Genomic DNA, 24,069 nt, shown 5'->3' on the forward strand with positions numbered 1-24,069 from the left:
TACAAAACGTCTACCGCTTCAGATCTCGAACCAGGGAGGCGTTGTATGGCAGTGACATTCTTCGAACTCCCCCTCGGCGACAATCGACGTTAGGTCGTTGCCATCCGCGGCCCGCCGTAGAGGCCCGCCGCTCGCGGTTTTTCTCATCACAGCCCAATTGATCTGACGGGATCATTTCGTCTCCCGTTCCGGCTGTGCCTTTCATTCCCTGCTTTTGAGGGCCGGTCGCCGGAGAACGGGACCGGGCTGCCATTATGAGTCGCAAGAAACTCGACTTCCGCGCCGATGCTTATCGCAACGTGCTCGGCTTCACCTTCCGTCACTGGTCGGGCCGTCCGGGTCTGATCGCGCTGATCTGCGTCCTGGTCATCACCAGCACTCTGGCCGAGGTCATGGTGCCGGTCTTTTCCGGCCAGATCGTCGACGCCATTGCCGGCGGCACCGCTTCTGGCGCCGATGCGGCTTTGCGCGCCTTTGCCATCGTGGTGGGGCTTGGCCTTGCCAGCGTCGTGCTGCGCTGGTTCATCTTCCAGGGCATTATCCGGCTGACGCTGCGGATGATGGCCGACATCGTCAATAACGGCTTTCACCGGGTGCAGCGCTTCTCGACCGACTGGCATGCCAACAGCTTTGCCGGCTCCACGGTGCGCAAGATCACCCGGGGCATGTGGGCGCTCGACTCGCTCAACGACGTGCTGCTGATCGCGCTGTTGCCATCCATCGTCATGCTGGTCGGCGCCACGGTCATCCTGGGCTCCTACTGGCCGGTCATGGGTCTCGTCGTGGGCCTCGGCTCGGTGATCTACATCGGCGTCACGGTGGCTCTGTCCATGGGCTTCGTCTCGCCGGCAGCCAGCCTTGCCAACGCCTGGGACACCCGGCTTGGCGGCGCTCTGGCGGATGCGGTGAGCTGCAACTCCGTGGTCAAGGCCTTCGGCGCCGAGGACCGGGAAGAGCAGCGGCTGCGCCATGTGCTGGGCAAATGGGACATCCGCACCCGCCGCACCTGGAAGCGCGGCACGCTGAGCGGCACCATCCAGGGCTTCATGATGGTCACCATGCAGGCCGGCATCCTGGGTACGGGCCTGCTGATGTGGCAGCGCGGCCTGGCGACGCCGGGCGATATCACCTTCGTGCTCGCCATGTTCTTCGTGCTGCAGGGCTATCTGCGGGACGTGGGTCAGCACATCCGCAACCTGCAGCGCGCGGTCAACGACATGGAAGAGCTGGTGGCGCTCGACCGGACGCCGCTGGGCATCGACGACAAGCCGGGCGCGAAGGCCATTGCCATCGGCAAGGGCGAGATCGCTTTCGACCATGTGACCTTCCAGTATGGCGCCCATCCGACGCCACTCTATCGCGACTTCTCGGTGCATATCGCGCCGGGCGAGCGCGTCGGGCTGGTCGGCCATTCAGGCTCGGGCAAGACGACGTTCGTCAAGCTGATCCAGCGTCTCTACGACGTGAAGGATGGCGCCATCCGCATCGACGGGCAGAACATCGCCGAGGTGAAACAGGCCAGCCTGCGCGGGCAGATCGCCATCGTGCAGCAGGAGCCCATCCTGTTCCACCGCACGCTGGCCGAGAACATCGCCTATGCCCGCCCCGACGCCACACGCGCCGAGATCGAGCTGGCGGCCCAACAGGCCAATGCGCATGACTTCATCCTCGACCTGCCCAAGGGCTACGAAACCCTGGTCGGCGAGCGCGGGGTGAAGCTGTCGGGTGGCGAGCGCCAGCGTGTCGCCATCGCCCGGGCGTTCCTTGCCGATGCGCGGGTGTTGATCCTGGACGAGGCGACGTCGAGCCTCGACAGCGAAAGCGAGGTGCAGATCCAGCAGGCCATGGAACGGCTCATGGTGGGCCGCACCACGCTGGTCATCGCGCACCGGCTCTCGACCGTTCGCGCCCTCGATCGCCTCTTGGTGTTCGACAAGGGCCGGATCGTCGAAGAGGGCACGCATGAGGCGCTCATCCGCCTCAACGGCGGCATCTATCGCCGGCTGTTCGAGCGCCAGGCGCTGGAGCTGACCAAGGGGCTGGTGGCCTGAAACGAAAACGCCGGGGTGTGAGCCCCGGCGTCTTGCATTCTGGTGCAGTGATATCAGGCCGCGCGGGCCATGCTGCGCCGGACCGGGCCGGCGTCGCTCACCTTGAAGATGTCGACAATGGCGTCGAGCTGGGTCGCCTGGTTCTCGGTCTGCTCGATGGCGGCGTTCATTTCTTCGACCAGCGCCGCATTGTGCTGGGTCATCTCGTCCATCTGGCGGACGGCGATGCTGACCTCGGTAATGCCGGTGGACTGCTCCTGGCTGTCACGGGAAATGCCTTCCATCAGCGTCGAGCTGGAGCGGACGCCTTCGAGCATGCCGTTGATGCGTTCGGCGGCGTCGGCGACGAGGCGGCTGCCGTCGCTGACTTCCTTGGCGCTCTGTTCGATCAGCACCTTGACGTCGGCGGAAGCGCTGGCTGCCGACTGCGCCAGGCGCCGCACTTCCACGGCCACCACCGCAAAGCCCTTGCCGGCATCGCCCGCGCGGGCCGCTTCAACGGAGGCGTTGAGCGCCAGGAGGTTGGTCTGGAAGGCGATGTCGTCGATGAGGCCGATGATGTTGGAAATCTTGGACGAGGAGGTGGTGATGCGCTCCATGGCGCCGGTCGCCTGGGCCATGACCTCGCCGCTCATTTCGGCCGTTGCCGTGACGCGGGTCGCATTGCCATTGGCATCCTGCGCGCGCTTGGCATTTTCGAGCACCGTGCCGGCCAGCTGCTCCATGGCGGCCGAGGTTTCCTCGATGGTGGCAGCCTGGCGGGTGGTGCGCTCGGACAGATCGTTGGCCCCGGCCAGGATTTCGCTGGTGGCCGTCTTCAGCGACCGCGAGGTGCCCTTGAGCTGGGCGACAATGTCGGCCAGCTTTTCCGCCACCGCATTTGTATTGTCCTGGAGAGCGCCGAAGGCCCCCTGATACTGGCCGGTCACACGCTGCGTCAGGTCGGTATTGGCGATGGCGGAAAGTACGGTGCCGGTTTCGGCCAGGCCCCGGTCGACCGTTTCGACCAGGCCATTGACGCTGGCGGCGAGGCCGTTGAGCTCATCGTCGCTGAAATCGGTGGGCACGCGCTGGGCGAAGTCGCCGGCGCTGGCGGCCCGCATCACCGAGCCGAGCTCGGCCTGCAGCAGGGCCATCATGTCGGCGCGCTCGACGATGGAGAGATTGCGCGCGGCTTCCTCGGCATTGAGCGCGGCGACGCGCTTGCCGTTCTGGCGGAACACCTCGACAGCCCGGGCCATGGCGCCGATCTCGTCCTTGGCATCGGAGTTGGAGATGGTGACGTCGAGCTTGCCATCTGCCAGTTCGATCATAGTGTGGGTGAGGTCGCGCACCGGATTGACGATGGTGCGGCGGCCCACGAGCAGGCTGACACCCAGCCCGACGACAATACCGGCGCCGGCCGAGATGGCCAGGGTCAGCATGGCGTTGAAGGCCGAGGTTTCAGCGGCGTCGCGCATGCTGGCCATCAGCTCGCCCGAATAGGTGCTGTAGAGCTTGATCGTATCGGTGACGACCAACTGGGCGGCGAGGGCCTCGGCCAGGGCGGCATCAAGCGCGGCCTGATCGAAGGGCTGAGCTGCGGCGACCTTCAGCATATCGTTGATCTTGCCGAAATAGGCGTCCATCACCGGCTTGACGGCTTCGAGCTGGCCCAGTTCGGTTTCATCGGCGGCAGCTTCGATGATTGGGAAGCGCCCCTTCATCTCGGACATGCGCCGGTCGGCCTGGGTCACGAAGTCCGCGACGCCGGCCGGGTTCAGCACCAGCTGGTAGGTCATGCGGCTGATGGCGATCACGTCCATGCGCATATCCATGGCTTCGCGCGCCGCCACTTCCTTGGCGCCAACCCGGTCCATGACATCGCGCAGCGAACCCAGCTCGCGCCAGCCGATGGCGGCGATGGCGGTGGCGACCACACCCATCAGCAGCACCGTGAGAACCAGCTTTTGCAGGATTGGAATATTGCGAAAATTCATGGCAGTGCGACCCTGATGCCCGAGTGGTGTCCTGGCCGATCAGCCTTCAGACAGTGCAACACTCATCTGCGAAACTGCTTAAGTTTGGGTGAAACTGCCCGCTCCCGGGGCATGTCGCATGGCTCATATGCGTCAACCGCGACCATGCACTGAGTCATTGCCCCGGCTTTGGCGAACAATGCCTTCGCCGCAGTGCCGATGGTCGCACGACCCCGCCGGGCCTATATGCTGACCAACACCAAATTCAGGAGCCTCGCCATGATCGATGCATCCGTGCAGACCAATGTTAAGTCCAAGCCCATCCTACCGCTGAACACGGCGCTGGGGCCGGCCCATATTGCCGTCACCGACCGGGCCAAGGCACTGGCCATCTGGCAGGATGTCGTGGGCCTCGAACTCATCGCCGAAGCCGGCAACGAAGTGACGCTGGGGGCTGGCGGCAAGCCGCTGATCGTGCTCGAAACCGGCGCGGTGCGTCCGGTCGTGCCGCGGACCATCGGGCTCTATCACGTCGCCATCCATGTGCCCAACCGCGTCGACCTGGCGCAGATGGCCGTGCGCGCTCTGCAGCGCAATGTCCGGATCTCGCCGACCGATCACCTGGTGAGCGAAGCGATCTATCTCTGGGACCTTGACGGCAACGGCATCGAGATCACCTTCGAAACGCCCTGGCGCGGCACGCTGGGCGACCCCGACAACGGCCAGACCTATGCGGTGACCGCCGAGGGCAAGCCGCATTCGGGCCGCGACCCGATCGACCTTGATGGGCTGCTGGCAGAACTGGGGCCAAACCCGGTTCTGGCTGCACGCATGCCGGCCGGAACCCGCATCGGCCACGTGCATGTGCATGTGAACGACCTGGGACCGGCGATGGATTTCTATCGCGACGTCATCGGCTTTGCCGGCTTCCTGATGATCCATTCCTTCGGCATGGGCGATGTGGGGCTCGACTACATGCCGCATACGATCGCCTTCAACATCTGGTCCGGCCCCAATGCCGGGCTATCCTCGGCAGGCGCAGCCGGCCTGCGCTGGTTCACCATTGTCGTGCCCGACGCGGCTACACTCGAGGGCGTCAAGCTACGGCTGGCTACCGCCAAGGCACCGGTCTCGCCGGTCGACGGTGGTATCGAAACCGAAGACCCGTTCGGCAACCGCATCAGGGTCTTGCTGAAGTAAGCTTGCCCGTCTCATGGTCATGAGACGGGTGCCTTCCTAACCGGAAGCTAACATGTTAGTCCTCCCGCTGTGATAGAGGGAGGACTTTCGCATGCGCGCCATACGTTGTGAGACACCCGGCGAATTGCGGCTGCTCGAGGTCGAGCGGCCTGACCTGAAGGCGGGCTGGGTCCGCGTCGGTATCCGCCATATCGGCATTTGCGGCACCGATTATCACATCTACGAAGGCAAGCACCCCTTCCTGAAATATCCCCGCATCATGGGCCACGAACTGAGTGGCGTGGTGCTCGACGCCAATGGTGCCGCTGGGCTTGCGGACGGCGACCCCGTGGTCATCAACCCCTATCTGCCCTGCTATCAGTGCCCTGCCTGCCGCGAGGGAAAGACCAACTGTTGCGAGACGCTGACCGTGATCGGCGTGCATGGCGATGGTGGCATGACCGAAGAGCTCGTCATGCCCGAAGCCAATCTCTACAAGGCCGAGGGCCTGAGCCTGCGCGACGCGGCCATGGTGGAATTCCTCGCCATCGGCGCCCATGCCGTGCGGCGCACCGAGCTCAAGCCCGGCTGGCGCGTGCTGGTTGTCGGCGGCGGACCCATCGGGCTTGGCGTCGCCTTCTTCGCCCGCATCGCGGGTGCGGAGGTGACCATTCTCGATGCTGCAGCCGACAAGCTAGCCTCCGCGCGCAGCTTCGGTTTTGGCGCTGCGACACTGGACGAGCGCGTTGGCGCCGCCTTCAAGGCCGCGATGGGCACCGGGTTCGACGCGGTGTTCGACGCTACAGGCGCCATCCCTGCGATGAACCAGGCCGTCGGCTATTGCCGCAATGGCGGGTCGCTGACCCTGGTCGGCGTGGTCAAGGGCACCCTCTCTTGGGAAGACCCCGAAATTCACCGGCGCGAGCTCACCATCCGCGCGTCACGCAATGCGACGCGAGAGGATTTCGACCATGTCATGGCGTCAATCCGCAATGGCAGCGTACCAACCGACCGCCTGGCCACTCATGCGACGAGCTTTGAAGATGTTCCGGTCAACCTGCCGATATGGGCGCATAACCGAAGCGGTCTGATCAAGGCGATCATCACGATCTAGGAGAAGCCACATGCGCACAGCCGAAGACGTCATCCGGTTCTGGTTCGTTGAACATGGCAGGGACGACTGGTTCGGGGGCAAGGCCGAGTTCGACGCTGAACTTGCGGAACAGTTCGCCGAGACGCATCTGCGCGTCGCCCAGGGCGAGGCGTGGCAATGGCGAGCCACGCCGAAAGGACGCCTCGCCGAGATCATCGTGCTCGACCAGTTCTCCAGGCAACTGCATCGCGGTTCGCCCCTGGCCTTTGCCCAGGACAGAATGGCCCTGGTGCTGGCGCAGGAGATGATCGCACAGGGGCTCGACCTGGCGATGTCTACCGATGAGCGGATGTTCATCCTGCTGCCATTCATGCATTCGGAGTCCCGGGTCATCCAGGCCGAGTCCATGCGCCTGCACAAGGCGCTGGGCGACGAGAAGGGCCTCGACTTTGCCGCCAAGCATCACGACTGCATCATGCGCTTCGGCCGCTATCCGTTCCGCAACAAGGCACTGGGACGGGACAGCACAGCGGCGGAGGTCGCCTATATGGAAGAGGCCGGAAACCGTGGCTTCTGACACTCCACGATGGGCAGGTGGCGTGCCTACTGCACCAGCTTGGGGTCGACCAGCGCGCCCTTCTGCCCGATGACGACCGCGGCCACGCGATGCGCGTCCTCGGCCGCCTCCCGCAGTGACTTGCCGGCCAGCCGGGCGGAGAGGTAAGCGCCATTGAAGCTGTCGCCCGCACCGGTGGCGTCGACCACCGTGGCGCCCGGTTTCGGCGCAACGCGGACGCGTTCGCTGGCGGTGGCGATCAGCGCTTCGCCTGCGCCGTCCTTGACCACCACCTCCTCGACACCCAGCTCCAGATACCTATCGGCCGTGTCCTCGACCGACTTGTCGCCAAACAGGGATGCTTCGTCGCCATGGGTGGGCAAGACGACATCGCACATGGTGGCGGCGGCCGTCAGCACGGCGGTCATGACACGCGGGCTGGTCCAGAGGGCAGGGCGGATATTGGTGTCGAAGACTATCCGGGCGCCCGCATCGCGCGCCTTGACGATAGCGCCGAGCAGGCGGCCACGCGCGCGCGGCGCCAGGATGGCGAGGGTGATGCCGGAGAAATAGACCATGCTGGCGCCGTCGAGCGCCTTGGCCATTGCCTCCTTGTCATCGGCGAGCAGCTTGGCGGCGGAGGTATCGCGCCAATAGGTGAAGTGGCGGTCGCCCTTTTCCTGGTGGATCAGGTAAAGGCCCGGGCGCCGGCCGGACACGGTGCGGATATGACCGGTGCCGATATCATTGCTGTCGAGGAAGGCGCGGATATCGGCGGAATACTTGTCCTCACCTAGGCCTGTGAAATAGTCCACCGACCAGTCCTTGCCGAGCAAGGCGCGCATATACCAGGCGGTGTTGAGGGTATCGCCGGCATAACCGAGGCGGTATTGGCGATCTTCACCACCGCTCATTTCGATCATGCATTCCCCGATGCTGACGAAGCGCTGCTGTGCCAAACCCTGCTCCTCCCTTGCGTGCCTGAGGCTTATGCCGGTAAAGCCCAAGAACCCGCAAGCCAGTATCTTCCATACAAGATGAGAAGGCACTATGGTGCAGCTGATTTTACCCCGGAGACGTCCATGACGCGCCTCAGCGCCGCCATCCTCGCCAATGCCCCAGCCGGGGTGCGCGTGCCCGACTATGATCGCAGCAAGGTCACCCCCGGTATCGTGCATCTGGGGATCGGCGCCTTTCACCGGGCGCATATGGCGGTCTATGTCGACGATCTGCTCAAGGACAATCCTGCCTGGGGCATTGTCGGCGCCAGCCTGCGCCGGCCTGATACCAAGGAAGCGCTGGAGCCCCAGGATGGGCTCTATACCGTTGCCATCCGCGACGCAGCAGGGACGCATCCGCGCATCATCGGTTCGATCCTAAAGGTGCTCGATGCCAATACCGAGCGCGAGGACCTGCTGGCGCTGATGGCGAGCCCCCAGATCCGCATCGTCTCGCTGACCGTCACCGAAAAGGGCTATTGCCATGATCCGGCGACGGGTGAGCTGGACCAGCGCCACCCCGATATCGTCCATGACCTGGCCAATCACGCCGCGCCGAAATCGGCCCCGGGCATGCTGGTCGAGGCGCTGGCCCGGCGCATGGCGGCGGGCATTGCGCCATTCGCGGTGATGAGCTGCGATAATCTCCCGTCCAATGGCGCGACGGTGAAGCGCATCGTCACCAAATTCGCCGCCCTGCGCGACGCAGCCCTCGGCGAGTGGGTCGCCCAGGTTGCCTTCCCCGGCACCATGGTGGATCGCATCGTTCCCTCGACCACCGACGCCGACCGGGCAATGGTCGCCGGGCTGATCGGCGCGGAGGATGCCTGGCCGATCATGACCGAGCCGTTTACCCAATGGGTCATCGAGGACCACTTCCCCGAGGGACGTCCGGCCTTTGAAAAGGCGGGAGCGCAACTGGTCGAGGATGTCGAGCCTTTCGAGCGCATGAAGCTGCGCATGCTCAATGGCAGCCATTCGACCATGGCCTATCTGGGCTACCTGGCCGGCTATGAGTTCATCTCCGACGTCATGGGCGATCCCGATTTCGTCAAGCTGATCCACGGCTTGATGACCGAGGAGGCCATGCCGACTCTGGATATGCCGGGCGTCGACCTTGGCGCCTATCGCGACCAGCTGCTCGACCGCTTCCGCAATCCGGCGCTGCAGCATCGCACCTGGCAGATCGCCATGGATGGCAGCCAGAAACTGCCGCAGCGCCTGCTCGGCACCATCCGCGACCGGCTCAAGGCGGGCGAGCCGTTCGAACGCCTCGGGCTCGGCGTGGCGGCGTGGATGCGCTACGTCACGGGGATCGACGAAAAGGGCGAGACCATCGATGTCCGCGATCCGCTGGCCATGCGCATGATGGCGATTGCCGCCGATGCCGGCGATGATGCTGAGGCGCTCTATGTCGGGCTGGCCGGGCTTACGGAAGTCTTCGGAACCGATTTGGCCGAAAACCAGGCTTTTGGCGAGACGGTGGCGACCCATCTCGACAGCCTCTTCGAGGTCGGCGTGAAGGAAACGGTGGCGGAGGTGGTGGGCTGAGCCTGCAGTCTACACCCCCTGCAAGGGGAGGGTGTAGACTGAGCACTCTGGGTTCTAAACCCGCCCTTCCATCGCCCTGTCAAAGATCTCCAATGCGCGGGCCTTGGTAAGTTCGAGCGGATTGCCACCTGCGGTGGGATCGACGATCGCCATGTCGCCGATCAGCTCGCGCCTGGTCCCATCCACCTTGAACTCCGCCAGCGTGTGCGGCACGTCGAGGCGGAGGCGCAAGGCGAGGACGGCGTGCTGGAAGGCCTCGAAGCTGGGGGCCAGGCCCAGATAGGCAGCGAGGCGCGCGATGCGGGCTTCGATGGCCGCGTGGTTGACTGCGAGCACATAGGGCATGAACACGGCATTGGTCATGCCGTGGTGGGTGTCATAGAGCGCGCCGACCGGATGGCTGAGCGCATGGATGGCGCCGAGGCCCTTTTGGAAGGCGGTGGCGCCCATGGCGGCGGCGCTCATCATGTGGCCGCGGGCGTCCACGTCGTTGGGGTCGGCATAGACCTTGGGCAGGTTTTCGAAGACGAGGCGGATGCCTTCGACGGCGATGCCGTCGGCCAGCGGGTGATAGCCCGGGGCGCAATAGGCTTCGAGGCAATGGGCCAGCGCATCCATGCCGGTGCCGACAGTGATTAACCTGGGCATGCCGACGGTCAGTTCAGGGTCGGCGATCACCACCTTGGGCATCATCAGCGGGTGGAAGATGACCTTCTTGGTATGGGTCGTTTCATCAGTGATGACGCCGGCGCGGCCGACTTCCGAGCCGGTGCCGGCCGTGGTCGGAACGGCGACGATGGGGAAAATGCCCTTGGGATCGGCGCGGGTCCACCAGTCGCCGATATCCTCAAAATCCCACATCGGGCGGGTCTGTCCGGCCATGAAGGCAATGACCTTGCCGACATCGAGCCCCGAGCCGCCGCCAAAGGCGATGACGCCGTCATGGCCGCCCTCGCGCAGCACCTTGATGCCGGCCTCCACATTGGCCGAAACGGGATTGGGCTTCACATCGGCAAAGACGCCGACGGGGATGCCAGCATCCTTGAGGATCTGGATGGTCTTCTGCGTGACTGGCAGGTTGACCAGCCCGGCATCGGTGACCAGCAGCGGCCGCGCAATGCCGGCGGCCTTCAGCGCCTCGGGGAGTTCGGCGATGCGGCCGGGACCGAACTTGATCGCAGTTGGGTAATTCCAGTTGGCTTTGGTCATGAGGTCATACCCGCTTCAGGTGATAGCTCTTGGGCTGTGTCAGGTTGGCATAGCCGATCTCGCTCAATGCGCCGCCCTTGCCGGTGTCCTTGACCCCGGTCCAGACCAGAGCCGGATCGAGATAGTCGCAGCGATTGGCAAAGACCGTGCCGGTCTCGATGCTGGCGCCCAGCTTGGCAGCTGCATCCAGGTCTTCGGTCCAGATCGAGGCGGTGAGACCATAGGGGCTGTCATTCATCAGCGTGATGGCCTCGGCGTCGTCGGCCACCTTCATGATGCCGACAACCGGGCCAAAGCTCTCCTCGCGCATGACGCTCATCTGGTGGTTGACGTTGGTCAGCACCTCGGGCGCCAGATAGGGCGACCCGGGCTTGTCGAGATCGTGCCTGGTATTGAGGTGGCGTGTGGCGCCGCCGCGCAGGGCTTCTTCGGTCTGCTGGCGCACATGATCGGCGAAATTGCCGCGCGCCATGGGGCCGACAATGGTATTCGAATCGAGCGGGTTGCCCAGCGTCCAGCCCTTGGCGTTTTCGATGAAGCGGTTGACGAAGGTGTCGTAGACGGTCTCGTGCACGTAGATGCGCTCGACGCCGCAGCAGCTTTGGCCCGAATTGAAGAACGAGCCATCGACAAGGTTCTCGACCGCATTGTCCAGATTGGCATCCGCGCGGACATAGGCGGGGTCCTTGCCGCCCAGTTCAAGGCCGAGCGTGGCAAAGGTGCCGGCGGCGGCCTTCTCGATGCGGCGGCCACCCTCGACCGAGCCGGTGAAATTGATGTGGTCGATGGCGCCCGAAGCGATGAGCTTTTCGGTATCGGCGTGACCAAGCACGAGGTTCTGGAACAGGCCTGCCGGCAATCCGGCGCTTTCTGCGGCCATGGCAAAACGCTCGCCGGCCAGCAGGGTCTGGCTGGCATGCTTGAGCATGATGGCGTTGCCGGCCATCAACCCCGGCACGATGGAATTGACCGCGGTGAGGAAGGGGTAGTTCCACGGCGCGATCACCATCACCGTGCCCAGCGGCTCTCGGGTGATGTAGCGGGTGAAGCCGTCTTTTTCGGGCTTGATCGATGGCGCCAGCGCCTCGGCGGCCAGCGCGATCATGTAGCGGCTGCGTTCTTCCACGCCGCGCTTCTCGCCGCCAAAGCGGATGGGACGGCCCATCTGCCAAGCCAGCTCGGGCACGATCTCGTCATTCATCAGCAGCAGGGCATCCACGAAATGGCTGAGAATCTTCTGCCGCTCGGGAATGGTGACCTCGCCCCAGGCGCGCCGGGCGGCCTTGGCCCTGACGACAGCGGAGTCGATTTCGGTCGCGCTGGCGAGCGGACGCTCGGCATAGACGCTGCCGTCGATGGGGGAGATGATTTTTACAGTGTCAGTCATGTGTTCCGAACTCGTGCAACCCACGATGTCATCCCGGCCTCTAGGCCAGGGTGACATCGAGTATGTGTAGCCTTCTGTGGCGACAAGGAGACTTAGCTCCGCTCGAAGCCGCGCTTGAGCTCCCAGTCGGTGACGCGCCGGTCATATTCGAACTGCTCCCACTCTGCCGTATGTACATAGTGGCTGATGACCTGCTCGCCGAAGGCAGCCTTGAGCATGGTCGAGCGCCGAAGCCAGTCGGTGGCATCGCGCAGTGTCTTTGGGATCTCGCGCAGCTGTTCGCTGATATAGGCGTCGCCGACAAAAGCCGGTTCCAGGTCGAGCTTGTCCTCGATGCCTTTGATGCCGGCGGCGATCAAAGCCGCAATGGCCAGATAGGGGTTGAGGTCGGCGCCGCCCATGCGGCACTCGACACGGATGGACTTGGAATGCTCGCCGCAGAGGCGGAAGCCGGCGGTGCGGTTATCCGGCGACCAGATTGCCTTGGTGGGGGCGAAGGTGCCGGCCTGGAAGCGCTTGTAGCTGTTGATATAGGGCGCCAGGAAATAGGTGATGTCGCGGGCATAGGCGAGCTGCCCGGCCATGAACTGCTTCATGAGCTCGCTCATGCCCCGCTCGTCCCCGGCATCAACGAAAAGCGGCTTGCCGGCCTTGTCGGCCAGCGACATGTGGATGTGGCTGGAGGACCCGGCGAGAGTATAGTCCCACTTGGCCATGAAGGTCACGGCCTTGCCCTGCGCCCAGGCGATTTCCTTGGTGGCATTCTTGAGCACCACATGGCGGTCGGCCATGGTAAGCGCATCGGCATATTTGACGTTGATCTCTTCCTGGCCCGGGCCCCATTCGCCCTTTGAGGATTCCACGGGAATGCCGGAGGCCTGGAGGTGTTTGCGCAGGGCGCGCATTACGCCCTCTTCCTTGGTGGTCTGGAAGATATTGTAGTCCTGGATGTAGTCACCCGCCGTCTGGGCGGTGCGGTAGCCCTTCTGACTGATCGTGCGGTAATCGTCGTCGAACAGATAGAATTCGAGCTCTGTCGCGGCATTGGCCGTGTAGCCCATGGCGGCGAGGCGTTCGATCTGCCCCTTGAGAATGGCGCGCGGGCTGTGCGGAATGGGCTCGTGGTGGTGGTGATCGGACAGATCGCAGAGCACGATCGCCGTACCCTCGAGCCAGGTGGCCTTCATCAGCGTTTTCAGATCGGGCTTCATGACGAAATCGCCATAGCCCTTGCCCCAATTGGCCGCCTCGTAGCCGGGCACCGGCTCCATGTCGATATCGTCGGCCAGCAGATAGTCGCAGCCATGCGTCTCGTCATTGGCGGTCTCAAGGAAGTATTCCGCCTGCAAGCGCTTGCCGATCATCCGCCCCTGCATGTCGGGAAAGGCGACAAGCACGGTGTCGATGCTGCCCGCAGCGACGTCTTTGCGCAGTTCGGCAAGGGTATAGGACATTGCGGCGGCTCCTTGTTCAGACCGGTGGGGCCGCGCCTGAGCGCGACCCCGATGCGCATTACGCCTTGTGCTCGAGCGCGAACTCTTCCTCGGGCGACAGGATCAGCTTGTGCCGGCCGACGATGGCGAAGTAGGCGATGAACACCGCAAACCAGATCGCCACGCCGATGATCCCGGCACGATAGGCAGCGTCGCCCGTCACCTGGAAGTAGATGGTGATAGCGGCGATGATAACCGTGAGGGCCGCGCCGGGAATGCCGAACGGATTGCGGAAAGGCCGCTCCATATTCGGCTGGTTCTGCCGCAGCAGGATGAAGCTTAGGCCCTGCATGATGTAGCTGAGCATGGCGCCGAACACGGCCATGTTGAGCAGGGTGAACCCGATCACCGAGCCCCGGTTTTCCTCGCCGGCCAGGAACCAGACCGACATGATGACGGCCAGGCCCAGGAGGGCACCGGCGACCATGGCGACATGCGGGGTCTTGCGCGTGTCATGGGTCACCGACAGGAAGGTCGGGAAATAGCCGGCACGGCTCAGCGAGAAGATCTGCCGCCCCTGGGCGAAGATGATGGTGTGGAACGAGGCGATCAGCCCCAGCACCGCCACCAGCGCCAGGCCCTTGGCAATGCCATCGCCATAGATGGCCCGGAAGCCATCCAGCAGCGGCTCGCCGGACGAACCCAGCGCGAAGGAGCCGATGCCGACCACCGATGGGTTGAGTGTCAGGATGGCCAGCGCCGAAACCACCAGCGTCAGGAAGCCGGCGATGATGCCGCGCGGCATGTCACGCTTGGGATCCATGGATTCCTCAGCCGCCAGCGGCAGTTGCTCGATGGCAAGGAACAGCCAGACGGCGAAGGGCAGGGCGAAGAAGACGCCCATGATGCCGTTGGGCAGGAAGGGGCCATTGCCTTCGGCCAGTTCGACGCCGCCTTCACCGATATTGAGCGCCCAGCGCGAGAAATCCATGTTGGGAATGGCCGAGACCCAGAACACCAGCAGGCACGCCAGCGCCAGCAGGGTCACGATCAGCGTCACGCGGAAGCTGAGCGCCACGCCCCAGACATTGAGCCCGACAAAGGCGATATAGGCCAGCACCCACCAGACCGGCTGGAAGCTGTCCGGCGTCTCGAAAATGCCGGTGAGATAGGAGCCGATGAAGAAGACGATCACCGCCGGGGTGAGCACATATTCGACATTCTCGGCCAGACCCGTCAGGAACCCGCCCCATGGCCCCATGGCGGTGCGGGCGAAGGAATAGGCGGCGCCGGTATGGGGCAAGGCCGGGCTCATCTCGGCGATGGCGAAGGTCAGGCCCAGATACATGATGCCGATAATGACGGTGGCGATGAACATCCCGCCCCAGCCGCCCTGCAGCAGCCCGCCATTCCAGCCGGAGAAATGTCCCGAGATGACGGCGCCGACCCCCAGCGCCCACAAATGCCAGACATTGGCGTGCCGGATCAGCCCGCGCTTTGCGAAGTAGTTCTGGTCGCGTGTCGCATATGCGACACTGCCGACCTTTCTCGTCTCAGCCATAGTCACGTCCCCCTGAAAATGAGCCCACGAATAGATCTAGACTGCCATTGCCCCTTTGCGCGCCTGGCGCGCCGCTTCGAGGCAACGGGCCAGCCGGGTCGACCATAGGGTCACCCCGGCGGGTTCGAGAATTTCGTCGTTGCGGATTTCGATCATGGTGGCATCGAGCCCCCGCCCGTCGCCATGCTTTTCCAGCGTCAGCGTCACGCCATTCAGGGCGGCATAGGGCTCGTTCCAGCCCACATTGAGGCTCGGGTCCTCGGCTTTGAGCGCGTCGAACAGCGCCTTGGTATAGCCCGTGTCAACGCCATGGATCAGCCCGATCGGCCAGGGCCGGGCGACGCCGTTATAGACCGGCGTGAAGGAGTGCATGCAGACCAGGATGGTCTCGCGACCCGCATGTCGCCGGGCTTCCAGCAGGGTCTCGATCGAGGCGTGATAGGGGCGGTGAAAATGGTCGATCCGGTATTGCCGTTCGGCTGGATCGAGGTTTTCGTTGGCCGCGATATGCGTGGATTCCGACAGCGTCCAGATCAGGTCGGGGGCATCGAGCTCGCGATTGCAGTCTATGATGAGGCGCGACACCGTCGATTGTACCAGGGGCGCATCGAGCAGATCCGAGAGCGCATGGCTGACGGCGAGCGCGCCGGGGTCCCAGGCGATGTGGGTCAACCGCTGGCTGGGCGTCAGGCCCAGATCGCCATATTTTGCGGGAATGCGGTTGCTGGCGTGGTCGCAGACGATGACGAAGGGCGAACGCCCCCGCGCATTGGAAACCAGCACCGCTTTTTGCCCGCTAACGTCCACTTAGCCCTACGCATTGTCGATTAACTTCTGTATCAGTAGTTTCATACTTAGAAGAACTGTCAATCCTGAATTCCTGAAATCAGAGGGGCGCATGGAGGGAAAGTCGGTTGCGGGGCGCATCCATGAAGCGATTCACCGGCTGACGGCAGCCGAGAAACGCGCGGCGCGCGGGCTGCTTGGCTCCTATCCGACGTTGGGCCTGGCGCCCGTCGCCGAATTCGCCCAGCAGGCGGGAGCCAGCTCGGCCACCGTGCTGCGCTTCGTTTCCCAGCTCGGCTACAAATCCTATCCCGACTTCCAGCGCGCCCTGCGCGAGGAACTGGAGGAACGCTCCAAATCGCCCCTGCAACGCAGCCATTCTGGCGCCGCGCAGGAGCGGGGGGACAGCAATTTTCTCGATCGCTTCGTGACCCAGGAAGTGGACAATCTCCGCAGTTCCGCCGCGCTCATCCCGGCCTCCGAATTCGAGGCAGTCTGCGCCCGGCTCGCCGAAAACAAGGGCAGCTGCTATCTCGCCGGCGGCCGCTTTACCGATTTCCTCGCCGGCTATATGGAGGCCCACCTGCGGCTGATCCGCCAGGGCGTGCGCCGGCTCGACGGCCGGCCGGCGACACGGGCGGACCAACTGATCGATGTCAGGCCGGGTGACCTGGCCATCATCTTCGACGTGCGCCGATATGATGCCAGCCTCCTGGATGTAGCGACCGAACTGACGGCGCGGCGGGCCCAGATCGTGCTCATCACCGACGAGTGGATGAGCCCGGTGGCGCGCTTTGCCAAGCTGGTCCTGCCCTGCCGCACCGAGATGGGCCGTACCTGGGACGCCAATGGCTCGCTCTTCACCCTGGTCGAGGCCGTCATTGCGCGGACGACCGAGCTGAGCTGGCCGACAGCCAGCAAGCGCATGGGCTCGATCGAGGGCAAGTAGGCGCTCAGTCCGTCTTGTCCAGTTTGAGGAATGCCTGGGCGCTGAGGGTGATGTTGCGGTCGATTTCGCCGATCGCCCCAACATCCTTGCCGGGGAAATCCATGCGATGCAGCACCGACTGGATCAGGTTGATGCGGCCGCGGCGCTTGTCATTGGTGCGGACCACTGTCCAGGGAGCATGGACGCAGTCGGTGCGCCTGAGCATTTCGTCGCGCGCCGCCGTATAGGCATCCCAGCGCGCCAGCGCTTCGAGATCGATCGGCGACAGCTTCCAGATCTTCAGCGGATCGTGCCGCCGGTCATGGAAGCGCTTGAGCTGCATTTCGCGCCCGATCGACAGCCAGAACTTGTACAGGTGGATGCCGTCATTGGTGATGCGCTTCTCAAACTCGGGCGCTTCCTCGAGAAAATGCTCGGTCTGTTCGGGCGTGGAAAAGCCCATGACCGGCTCGACGCCGGCCCGGTTATACCAGGAGCGGTCGAACAGCACGGTTTCCCCGGCCGCCGGCAGCCAGTCGACATAGCGCTGGAAATACCATTGCGTGCGTTCGCGGTCGTTCGGCTTGGGCAGGGCGGCGATCAGGTTGTAGCGCGGATTGAGATTTTCCAGATAGGTCTTGATGGTGCCGCCCTTGCCGGCGGCATCGCGCCCTTCGAATACGATCATGACGCGCTCGCCCGACGTGGCCAGATGCGCCTGCAGCAGCACCAGCTGCAGCTGCAGCTGATACATCCGGGTTTCATAGATGTCCTTATCCAGCTTATCCTCGTAAGGATAACCCCCGGAGGTCATGGCGTGCTTCTTGACCGCCTTGGGCAGTTCGGGATTTTCGAGGTCGAAGCCGTCGAGAGGATCGGTCATTGCGTGTCGCTCCGTTGTCATGTTCACCGTGCTATGAAGGCGCCCTTGCGCGCAAGAGGCGCTGCAACTGACTGATTCTCAGAAACAAAACATGGACGAGCCCCAGTTCCACGAGCCCATGTCGCCGCTGACCGTGGCGCGCGCCCGCGTCGTGGCGCAAGGCGGCCTGCTGGCCGGAATAGCGGGTGTCTTCGCGGCCCTGGTGCTGTTCGGCGAGATCGGCATCGTTGCGGCCCTTGTCAGTTTTGCTGTCGTGGTGGCCGGCGTCGCCATGCTGCCCGCCGGACGGATAACGGTGACCCGGACCGTCGAGCTGCCGCAGCCCCAGGTGTCGGCCGACCCTGACGCGGTCTTCGCCTTTGCCGATGCGCTGGCTGATCCCTGCCTCGTGCTGGATCGCCGCTCCGTGGTGCTGCATGCCAATGCGGCAGCGGGCCGGCAGTTCCCAGCCGTGGTTGCGGGCAATCCCATCACCTTCTCGCTGCGCAATCCGCAGCTGGTGGGGGCCATCGATGCCGCCATGCGCGGGGGCAGCGTGCGCAGCATCGAGCTGCACGAGACGGTGCCCTCCGAGACCTGGGACAAGGTCGTGGTCTCCCCCCTGCGCCGGCCGGGCCGGGACTGGCTTGAGGACGAGAACCGCCAGCTCGTTGTCACCTTCCAGAGCCTGACCGAGCTCAAGCGGGTCGACGCGCTGCGATCCGACTTCATCGCCAATGCCAGCCACGAATTGCGCACCCCGCTGGCCTCCCTGCTGGGCTTCATCGATACGCTGCTGGGACCGGCCGCCAAGGATGCCGCGGCACGGGAGAAGTTTCTCGGCATCATGCGCGGGCAGGCCGAGCGCATGAGCAAGCTGATCGACGACCTGCTGAGCCTGTCCCGCATCGAGATGCACCAGCATGTGCGCCCTACCGGCAGCATCGACCTGGCCGCCTTGCTCCGCGAGGTCCGCGAGGGCCTGATGATGCAGGCCAAGGCGGCAGACGTCGAGATCCGGCTGAGCCTGTTCGAGGGCCCGAGCACGACGATGGGCGATCGCGGCCAGCTCTATGAAGTGTTCGAAAATCTCATGGACAATGCCATCAAATATGGCGCCGGCGGCAAGTTCGTCGAGGTGAGCCTGGCGCCTTCGGGCCGCCCGGGCCTGCCGCATCTGGTAACGGTGATCGATCACGGCCCCGGCGTCGAGCCCGAGCATGTGCCGCGGCTGACCGAGCGCTTCTACCGCATCGACGCCGATGCCAGCCGCAAGAAGAAGGGCACGGGCCTCGGACTGGCCATCGTCAAGCACATCGTCACGCGCCATCGCGGCCAGCTCTCCATCAAGAGCAAGCCAGGCGAAGGCCTGCGGGTGGATGTGTTCCTGCCCTAGGGACGTGCCAAAGCGCCGCCTGCACCGCGGTTGTCGTGTGGGTTCGCTCTGCTCACCGAGTGAGCCGTGATGGCGAGGCGACTGCCTCGAAGGTTAGTTTGGATAGTGAGACAGACGCCTCGCCATCACGCCGGGATTTTTCACACACGCATCGAGCGGCCGCCCTTTCGGATTTTATCGCTTCCGTTCCCGCTCTGGGTTCGTGCCATTCGAGCGGAGCTCGCATGGCCTTGCCCTGCGGGACGGCGCGAGGCCGGTGGTCAGCATACATGCGGGAGCCTGGCGACCCATGCTCCCCGGCAGTCTAGCCCGCTCATCACTCGTCATGATCGCGCTCTGGCGGGTAGATGAGGTGATTATGCAGCAGGCCAGGCGGAGGGGGATAAGTTTGTGTGGGAGCCAAAAACCCCTGCAAATCCGGTCGTCACACCCACCCTGATCATGGGATGACACCGGACTGGGCAGGATTTCGCGGTCGACACGCGCCCTCCTTTGGGGATCACGGGGGGTAGCCCGGATATCGGGGCTCTGGCACCCCCTCCTGCCTCCCCATCAAGGGGAGGTTTCGCTCCACTCGTGGGCGACTGAGACAAGGGGAGAGGGGCCGTTCGGCGATGCAGAGCGGCGCTCGGTCGGTAACTGCCTCTGGATCCAAACAAAAAGGGCGCCTCGCGGGCGCCCCATTGTCATTCCGTGAATTTGGCCTCAGCGGCGCTTCTTGTCGACCTGGTGATACGCCCGGCGCGAGTGGAACTCGCAATAGGGGCCACTTTCGAGGCTGTGCTGGCCGCAGAAGTAGAAATCCTTGTGGAGCGGATCGCCGATCGGCCACTTGCAGGTGGCTTCGGTGAGCTGCAGCAGGCTGAGGCGCTTGTCCTCGGGAATGAACAGCTCGGCCACGGCGGGGGCCACATAGAGCTGGGTTTCCATATCCGGATTATGCGCCAGTGCCGTCGCGCCCATCGACTGCGGCCGCGACATGGCAGGACGCGGCTTGCCCACATTGCTGCTCATGTTCGACATGCCGGCCGAAGGGCTGGCGACGCGGCGGGGTGCCGGCCGCGCTGCCGGACGGGCGCGCGGCGTGGAATTGGTTGGCTTGGCGCGGGCCGACAGCTTGAGCCGGTGCACCTTGCCGATCACGGCATTGCGGGTAACCCCTTCGCCGAGCTCGCCGGCGATCTGGCTGGCACTGAGACCTTCCATCCAGAGCTTCTTCAAAGTCTCGACGCGCTCATCAGTCCAGCCCGCCGGTTGTGCTCCTGAAACCATCGTCAAAACAGAATCCTTCATTGCGCTGCCAAATGAATATTGCAGCCACCAAACGCTAGGCGTCGTATGTTGAGTGGGTCCGCCACACGAGATATCGTGTTCCCAATGACGTTGAGTTTACGCCATCGGAGGAATCCGGATCAAGAGTCGGGGAAGAGTTTCCCCGTGAAATCACCAGTTAAAATTGTCCTAACGATCCCTGAGTCAAATCAGGCACTTGGGGCACAATCATTGACTTATCTGACAAAAATGGCCTAACTCTGACGCGGAAACGCGCTGCGCAACGAGCGCGTTTTTGGTTTTTGTGGCGCTATTGTCACGCCTGCCACGAGCCGCTGTTTCAACCCATGCAAAGAAGGAAATGACCATGTCTGCGCTATACGGCACCTATGCCCGCTCCGAGCTCGCTTTTGAGCGGGGCGAGGGCATGCGCCTGTATGACCAGCATGGCCGAGATTATCTCGATTTCCATTCCGGCATCGCGGTCAACGCCCTCGGCCATGGCGACGCCCATATCGTCAGCGCGCTCAAGAGCGCCGCCGACAAGGTTTGGCATACCTCCAATGTCTTCACCATTCCCGAGCAGGAACGGCTGGGCCAGCGGCTGGTGGACGCCACCTTCGCGGATTCGGTCTTCTTCACCAATTCGGGCGCCGAGGCGCTGGAATGCGCCATCAAGACGGCGCGGCACTATTTCTGGGCAAAGGGCGAAGTCGATCGCTACGAGATCATCGCCTTTTTTGGCTCGTTCCATGGCCGCACCCTGGGCACCATCGCGGCCGGCGGCAATCCGAGCTATCTCGAGGGCTTCGGGCCCCCGATGCCGGGCTTCAAGCATACCGCGCCGGGCGATCTCGATGCCGTCAAGGCGCTGATCGGGCCGCAGACCTGCGCCATCCTGATCGAGACCGTGCAGGGCGAGGGCGGCGTGACCGCCATGACCCCCGAATTCATGCAGGGGCTCCGCCAGCTGTGCGACGAGCACGGCATGCTGCTGGTGCTCGACGAAGTGCAGTGCGGCTATGGCCGGACCGGACGCTTCTTTGCCTTTGAATGGAGCGGCATCACGCCCGACATCGTCGCGGTGGCCAAGGCCATTGGGGGCGGCTTCCCGCTCGGGGCGTGCCTGGCCAAGGGCGATGTGGCGGCGTCCATGGTGCCCGGCACGCATGGCTCGACCTATGGCGGCAATCCGCTGGCTTCCGCCGTCGGCAATGCCGTGCTTGACCGAATCCTGGCGCCGGGCTTCATCGACCATGTCAACCAGATGGGCCAGAAACTGGCCTGGCACCTGCAGCAGCTGGCGCAGCGCTATCCGGACTATGTGCTGGAACTGCGTGGCAAGGGCCTGCTCGCCGGCATCAAGATCACCCCGCCGGTGCGCGACTTCGTCGCCCGGCTGCGCGACGACCACCGCATGCTGGCCATCGGGGCCGGGGACAATGTGCTGCGGCTGATCCCGCCGCTGATCGTCACCGAGGCCGAGATCGAGGAGGCCATGGACAAGCTGGCCGCCGCCTTTGACGCCATCGAAGCCGAGACGGCGTCGGTTCCGGCGGTTGGCTGAGATGGACTTGAGTGTCCGCTACTTTGGTCGGCGACGACGCGGTCTGTTTCCTCCTCTCTGATGGGGGAGGGCGACGACCCGCATGCCTTGAACACTCATAGCGTCACAAAGGAACCCGGCCCATGACCTCGACCGGCACCCCACGGCATTTTCTTTCCATCGACGATTTCACCTACCCCGAACTGCGCGGCATGCTCGATGCCGCCGGCTCGCTCAAGTCCCGCCTCAAGCAGGGCGATCGGCCCCAGCCGCTCAAGGACAAGGTCCTGGCCATGATCTTCGAGCGCCAGTCGACCCGCACGCGCGTCAGCTTCGATGTCGGCATGCGCCAGCTGGGCGGCGAGACCATCATGCTGTCCGGGCAGGAAATGCAGCTGAGCCGGGAAGAGACCCTGGCCGATACGGCCCGCGTGCTCAGCCGCTATGTCGATGCCATCATGATCCGCATCCTCAGCCATGCCGACCTGCTCGACCTGGCCGAGGCCGCCACCGTCCCGGTGATCAACGGGCTGACCCGGCGCGCCCATCCCTGCCAGATCATGGCTGACCTCATGACCTTCGAAGAGCATCGCGGCAACATCAAGGGCGCCAAGGTCGCCTGGGTCGGCGACAGCAACAATGTGCTGCATTCCTGGGTGAATGCGGCCGAGCTGTTCGAATGCCACCTGACCATCGCCACGCCCGAGGAATATAGCCCGGAAAAGGACCTGATGGACGACATCAAGCGGGCAGGGGACTTCGTCAAGCTGATACAAGATCCGCGCGAGGCCGTCGAAGGCGCCGACCTCGTCATCACCGACACCTGGGTGTCGATGGGCGACGTCGACATCGCCGAACGCCGCCGGGTCTTGAAACCCTACCAGGTCAACACCAATTTGATGGCCTTGGCGGACAAGAACGCCCTGTTCATGCATGACCTGCCCGCCCATCGCGGCGATGAGGTGACCGACGAGGTGATCGACGGTCCGCAGTCGGTTGTGTGGGACGAGGCCGAAAACCGCCTGCACGCCCAAAAAGCCATCCTGTGCTGGGCCTTCGGGGCAGAGGTAAATTAGCCCCGGACATTGACCGGATTCATGAGTAGACCTCATGGTGAGCCTGTCGAACCACGAGGGTCGTGTCGCCATAGTGCCACGCCCTCGTCCTTCGACAGGCTCAGGATGAGGTCTGCTGGTATTTCCGTGTCTGGCCGAGCCGACCTGAAAGTCACGTGACCACAATGACGACGGATACGACGACCATGACCGAGAACCTGATGAGCGCCTTCGGGCTCGACCGGCCGGAAAGCGGCGACGATTCCGTCGTGCCGTTCACGCTCGAAAAGCTCGATACCCGCGGCCGCAGCGTAAGGCTGGGTGAAGCGCTCGACACCATCTTGACCCGCCACAACTATCCCGCCCCGGTCGCACGGCTGCTGGGCGAGGCCGTGGTGCTGGCCGCCCTGATCGGTTCCTCCCTCAAATTCGAGGGACGCTTCATCATGCAGACCCAGACCGATGGTCCGGTCAACCTGCTGGTGGTCGATTTCGACGCGCCGGACGGGCTGCGCGGCTATGCGCGCTTCGACCATGACGCGCTGGTCAAGGCGGCCGAAGAGGGCCGCACCCGCCCTGGCGAACTGCTCGGCAAGGGGCACCTGGCCATGACCATCGACCAGGGGCCGCATACTGAACGCTACCAGGGCATTGTCGGGCTGGACGGCCATTCGCTGGAAGAGGTGGCGCATACCTATTTCATGCAGTCCGAGCAGATCCCCACCCAGGTGCGCATGGCCGTGGCCGAGTTCACCAAGAAGGGTGACCATCGTCCGCACTGGCGGGCCGGCGGCGTGCTGATCCAGCACCTGCCCGAGCACGGCATGTCGCACATGCCCGACCTGCCCGGCGATGGCAATTTCGACAATCCGGAGACGGCGGACCCCGATTTCGAGGAGGCCGACGGCTGGAACGAGGCGCGCTCGCTGATGTCCACCATCGATGACCTGGAGCTGGCCGACCCCGATCTGAGCTCCGAGCGGCTGCTGTTCCGGCTCTACCACGAGACCGGCGTCCGCGTGTTCACGCCCCTGCCCATGGTGGAGCGCTGCTCCTGCTCGGCCGAGCGCATCGAGGACATGCTGGCTACCAGCTTCACCGCCGAGGACCGCGAGGAAATGGCGGTGGATGGGGAGATCGAAGTGGTCTGCGAGTTCTGCTCGACAGCCTACCACTTCAACCCGCACCAGTTCGACCCAAAGCACTGAACTGCCCGCGCAGACAATGATGATGACGGCCACCTGACGG

Annotated in this window: 19 protein-coding genes; 10 read left to right on the plus strand and 9 right to left on the minus strand. The window is 64.1% G+C overall.

The annotated features are described in order from the left end of the window. Nucleotides 1-254: 254 nt before the first annotated feature. Entirely contained in the window at nt 255-2,051 is a 1,797-nt protein-coding gene (locus ACLI1C_RS04155; protein WP_411395589.1) for an ABC transporter ATP-binding protein, read from the plus strand. Nucleotides 2,052-2,104: 53 nt separating this feature from the next. Here the strand turns inward: ACLI1C_RS04155 and ACLI1C_RS04160 are convergent, their stop codons facing one another. Beyond that, nucleotides 2,105-4,030, minus strand: a complete 1,926-nt coding sequence (locus ACLI1C_RS04160) for a methyl-accepting chemotaxis protein (protein WP_411395590.1) — start codon at nt 4,028-4,030, stop codon at nt 2,105-2,107. A 258-nt stretch (nt 4,031-4,288) separates the two neighbouring features. Between ACLI1C_RS04160 and ACLI1C_RS04165 the strand changes: the two genes are divergently transcribed. The 3 genes from ACLI1C_RS04165 (at nt 4,289) to ACLI1C_RS04175 (ending at nt 6,858) form a co-directional block, all read left to right on the plus strand. Further along, on the plus strand, nt 4,289-5,209 hold the full coding sequence (locus ACLI1C_RS04165) for a VOC family protein (protein ID WP_411395592.1): 921 nt from the start codon (nt 4,289-4,291) through the stop codon (nt 5,207-5,209). Nucleotides 5,210-5,300: 91 nt separating this feature from the next. After that, nucleotides 5,301-6,302, plus strand: a complete 1,002-nt coding sequence (locus tag ACLI1C_RS04170; RefSeq protein WP_411395593.1) for a zinc-binding alcohol dehydrogenase family protein — start codon at nt 5,301-5,303, stop codon at nt 6,300-6,302. A gap of 10 nt (nt 6,303-6,312) precedes the next feature. Continuing rightward, nucleotides 6,313-6,858 (plus strand): DUF924 family protein, encoded by a 546-nt coding sequence (locus ACLI1C_RS04175; protein ID WP_411395594.1) that lies wholly within the window; start codon nt 6,313-6,315, stop codon nt 6,856-6,858. Nucleotides 6,859-6,884: 26 nt separating this feature from the next. On the opposite strand, the gene ACLI1C_RS04180 is transcribed toward ACLI1C_RS04175, so the two are convergent. After that, nucleotides 6,885-7,796, minus strand: a complete 912-nt coding sequence (locus ACLI1C_RS04180; protein WP_411395595.1) for a sugar kinase — start codon at nt 7,794-7,796, stop codon at nt 6,885-6,887. A 123-nt stretch (nt 7,797-7,919) separates the two neighbouring features. Here ACLI1C_RS04180 and ACLI1C_RS04185 point away from each other — a divergent pair, with 123 nt between their 5' ends. Further along, nucleotides 7,920-9,386, plus strand: a complete 1,467-nt coding sequence (locus ACLI1C_RS04185; RefSeq protein WP_411395596.1) for a mannitol dehydrogenase family protein — start codon at nt 7,920-7,922, stop codon at nt 9,384-9,386. Between the two features lie 54 nt (nt 9,387-9,440). Here ACLI1C_RS04185 and ACLI1C_RS04190 read toward each other — a convergent pair whose 3' ends face one another. The 5 genes from ACLI1C_RS04190 to ACLI1C_RS04210 form a co-directional block, all read right to left on the minus strand. Then, nucleotides 9,441-10,595 carry an iron-containing alcohol dehydrogenase gene (locus tag ACLI1C_RS04190; RefSeq protein WP_411395597.1) on the minus strand — a complete coding sequence of 385 codons (1,155 nt, stop codon included), beginning with the start codon at nt 10,593-10,595 and terminating at the stop codon, nt 9,441-9,443. A 4-nt stretch (nt 10,596-10,599) separates the two neighbouring features. After that, nucleotides 10,600-11,982 carry an aldehyde dehydrogenase family protein gene (locus tag ACLI1C_RS04195; RefSeq protein WP_411395598.1) on the minus strand — a complete coding sequence of 461 codons (1,383 nt, stop codon included), beginning with the start codon at nt 11,980-11,982 and terminating at the stop codon, nt 10,600-10,602. Between the two features lie 92 nt (nt 11,983-12,074). Further along, the gene (locus tag ACLI1C_RS04200; protein WP_411395599.1) at nt 12,075-13,436 is read right to left on the minus strand and encodes a glutamine synthetase family protein; all 1,362 of its coding nucleotides are present in this window, start codon (nt 13,434-13,436) and stop codon (nt 12,075-12,077) included. A gap of 58 nt (nt 13,437-13,494) precedes the next feature. Next, a complete protein-coding gene (locus tag ACLI1C_RS04205) occupies nt 13,495-14,976 on the minus strand; it encodes an amino acid permease (protein WP_411395600.1) in 1,482 nt (493 codons plus the stop codon). A gap of 36 nt (nt 14,977-15,012) precedes the next feature. Next, nucleotides 15,013-15,759, minus strand: a complete 747-nt coding sequence (locus ACLI1C_RS04210) for an N-formylglutamate amidohydrolase (protein ID WP_411395602.1) — start codon at nt 15,757-15,759, stop codon at nt 15,013-15,015. 115 nt (nt 15,760-15,874) lie between these two features. On the opposite strand from ACLI1C_RS04210, the gene ACLI1C_RS04215 reads away from it, so the two are divergent. Further along, entirely contained in the window at nt 15,875-16,711 is an 837-nt protein-coding gene (locus tag ACLI1C_RS04215) for a MurR/RpiR family transcriptional regulator (RefSeq protein WP_411395603.1), read from the plus strand. 4 nt (nt 16,712-16,715) lie between these two features. Here ACLI1C_RS04215 and ppk2 read toward each other — a convergent pair whose 3' ends face one another. Next, the gene (gene ppk2 / locus ACLI1C_RS04220; protein ID WP_411395604.1) at nt 16,716-17,573 is read right to left on the minus strand and encodes a polyphosphate kinase 2; all 858 of its coding nucleotides are present in this window, start codon (nt 17,571-17,573) and stop codon (nt 16,716-16,718) included. A gap of 91 nt (nt 17,574-17,664) precedes the next feature. Between ppk2 and ACLI1C_RS04225 the strand changes: the two genes are divergently transcribed. Then, nucleotides 17,665-18,948, plus strand: a complete 1,284-nt coding sequence (locus ACLI1C_RS04225) for an ATP-binding protein (protein WP_411395605.1) — start codon at nt 17,665-17,667, stop codon at nt 18,946-18,948. Nucleotides 18,949-19,653: 705 nt separating this feature from the next. On the opposite strand, the gene ACLI1C_RS04230 is transcribed toward ACLI1C_RS04225, so the two are convergent. Next, nucleotides 19,654-20,220 carry a GcrA family cell cycle regulator gene (locus tag ACLI1C_RS04230; RefSeq protein WP_411398215.1) on the minus strand — a complete coding sequence of 189 codons (567 nt, stop codon included), beginning with the start codon at nt 20,218-20,220 and terminating at the stop codon, nt 19,654-19,656. 361 nt (nt 20,221-20,581) lie between these two features. On the opposite strand from ACLI1C_RS04230, the gene ACLI1C_RS04235 reads away from it, so the two are divergent. The 3 genes from ACLI1C_RS04235 (at nt 20,582) to ACLI1C_RS04245 (ending at nt 24,029) form a co-directional block, all read left to right on the plus strand. Beyond that, nucleotides 20,582-21,787: an aspartate aminotransferase family protein gene (locus tag ACLI1C_RS04235; protein WP_411395606.1), complete on the plus strand. Its 1,206-nt coding sequence runs from the start codon at nt 20,582-20,584 to the stop codon at nt 21,785-21,787. A gap of 122 nt (nt 21,788-21,909) precedes the next feature. Beyond that, nucleotides 21,910-22,842 carry an ornithine carbamoyltransferase gene (gene argF / locus ACLI1C_RS04240; protein WP_411395607.1) on the plus strand — a complete coding sequence of 311 codons (933 nt, stop codon included), beginning with the start codon at nt 21,910-21,912 and terminating at the stop codon, nt 22,840-22,842. Nucleotides 22,843-22,997: 155 nt separating this feature from the next. Then, entirely contained in the window at nt 22,998-24,029 is a 1,032-nt protein-coding gene (locus tag ACLI1C_RS04245; protein ID WP_411395608.1) for an Hsp33 family molecular chaperone, read from the plus strand. Nucleotides 24,030-24,069: the final 40 nt, after the last annotated feature.

The organism is Devosia sp. XGJD_8 (assembly GCF_046614475.1).
Lineage (GTDB): Bacteria > Pseudomonadota > Alphaproteobacteria > Rhizobiales > Devosiaceae > Devosia.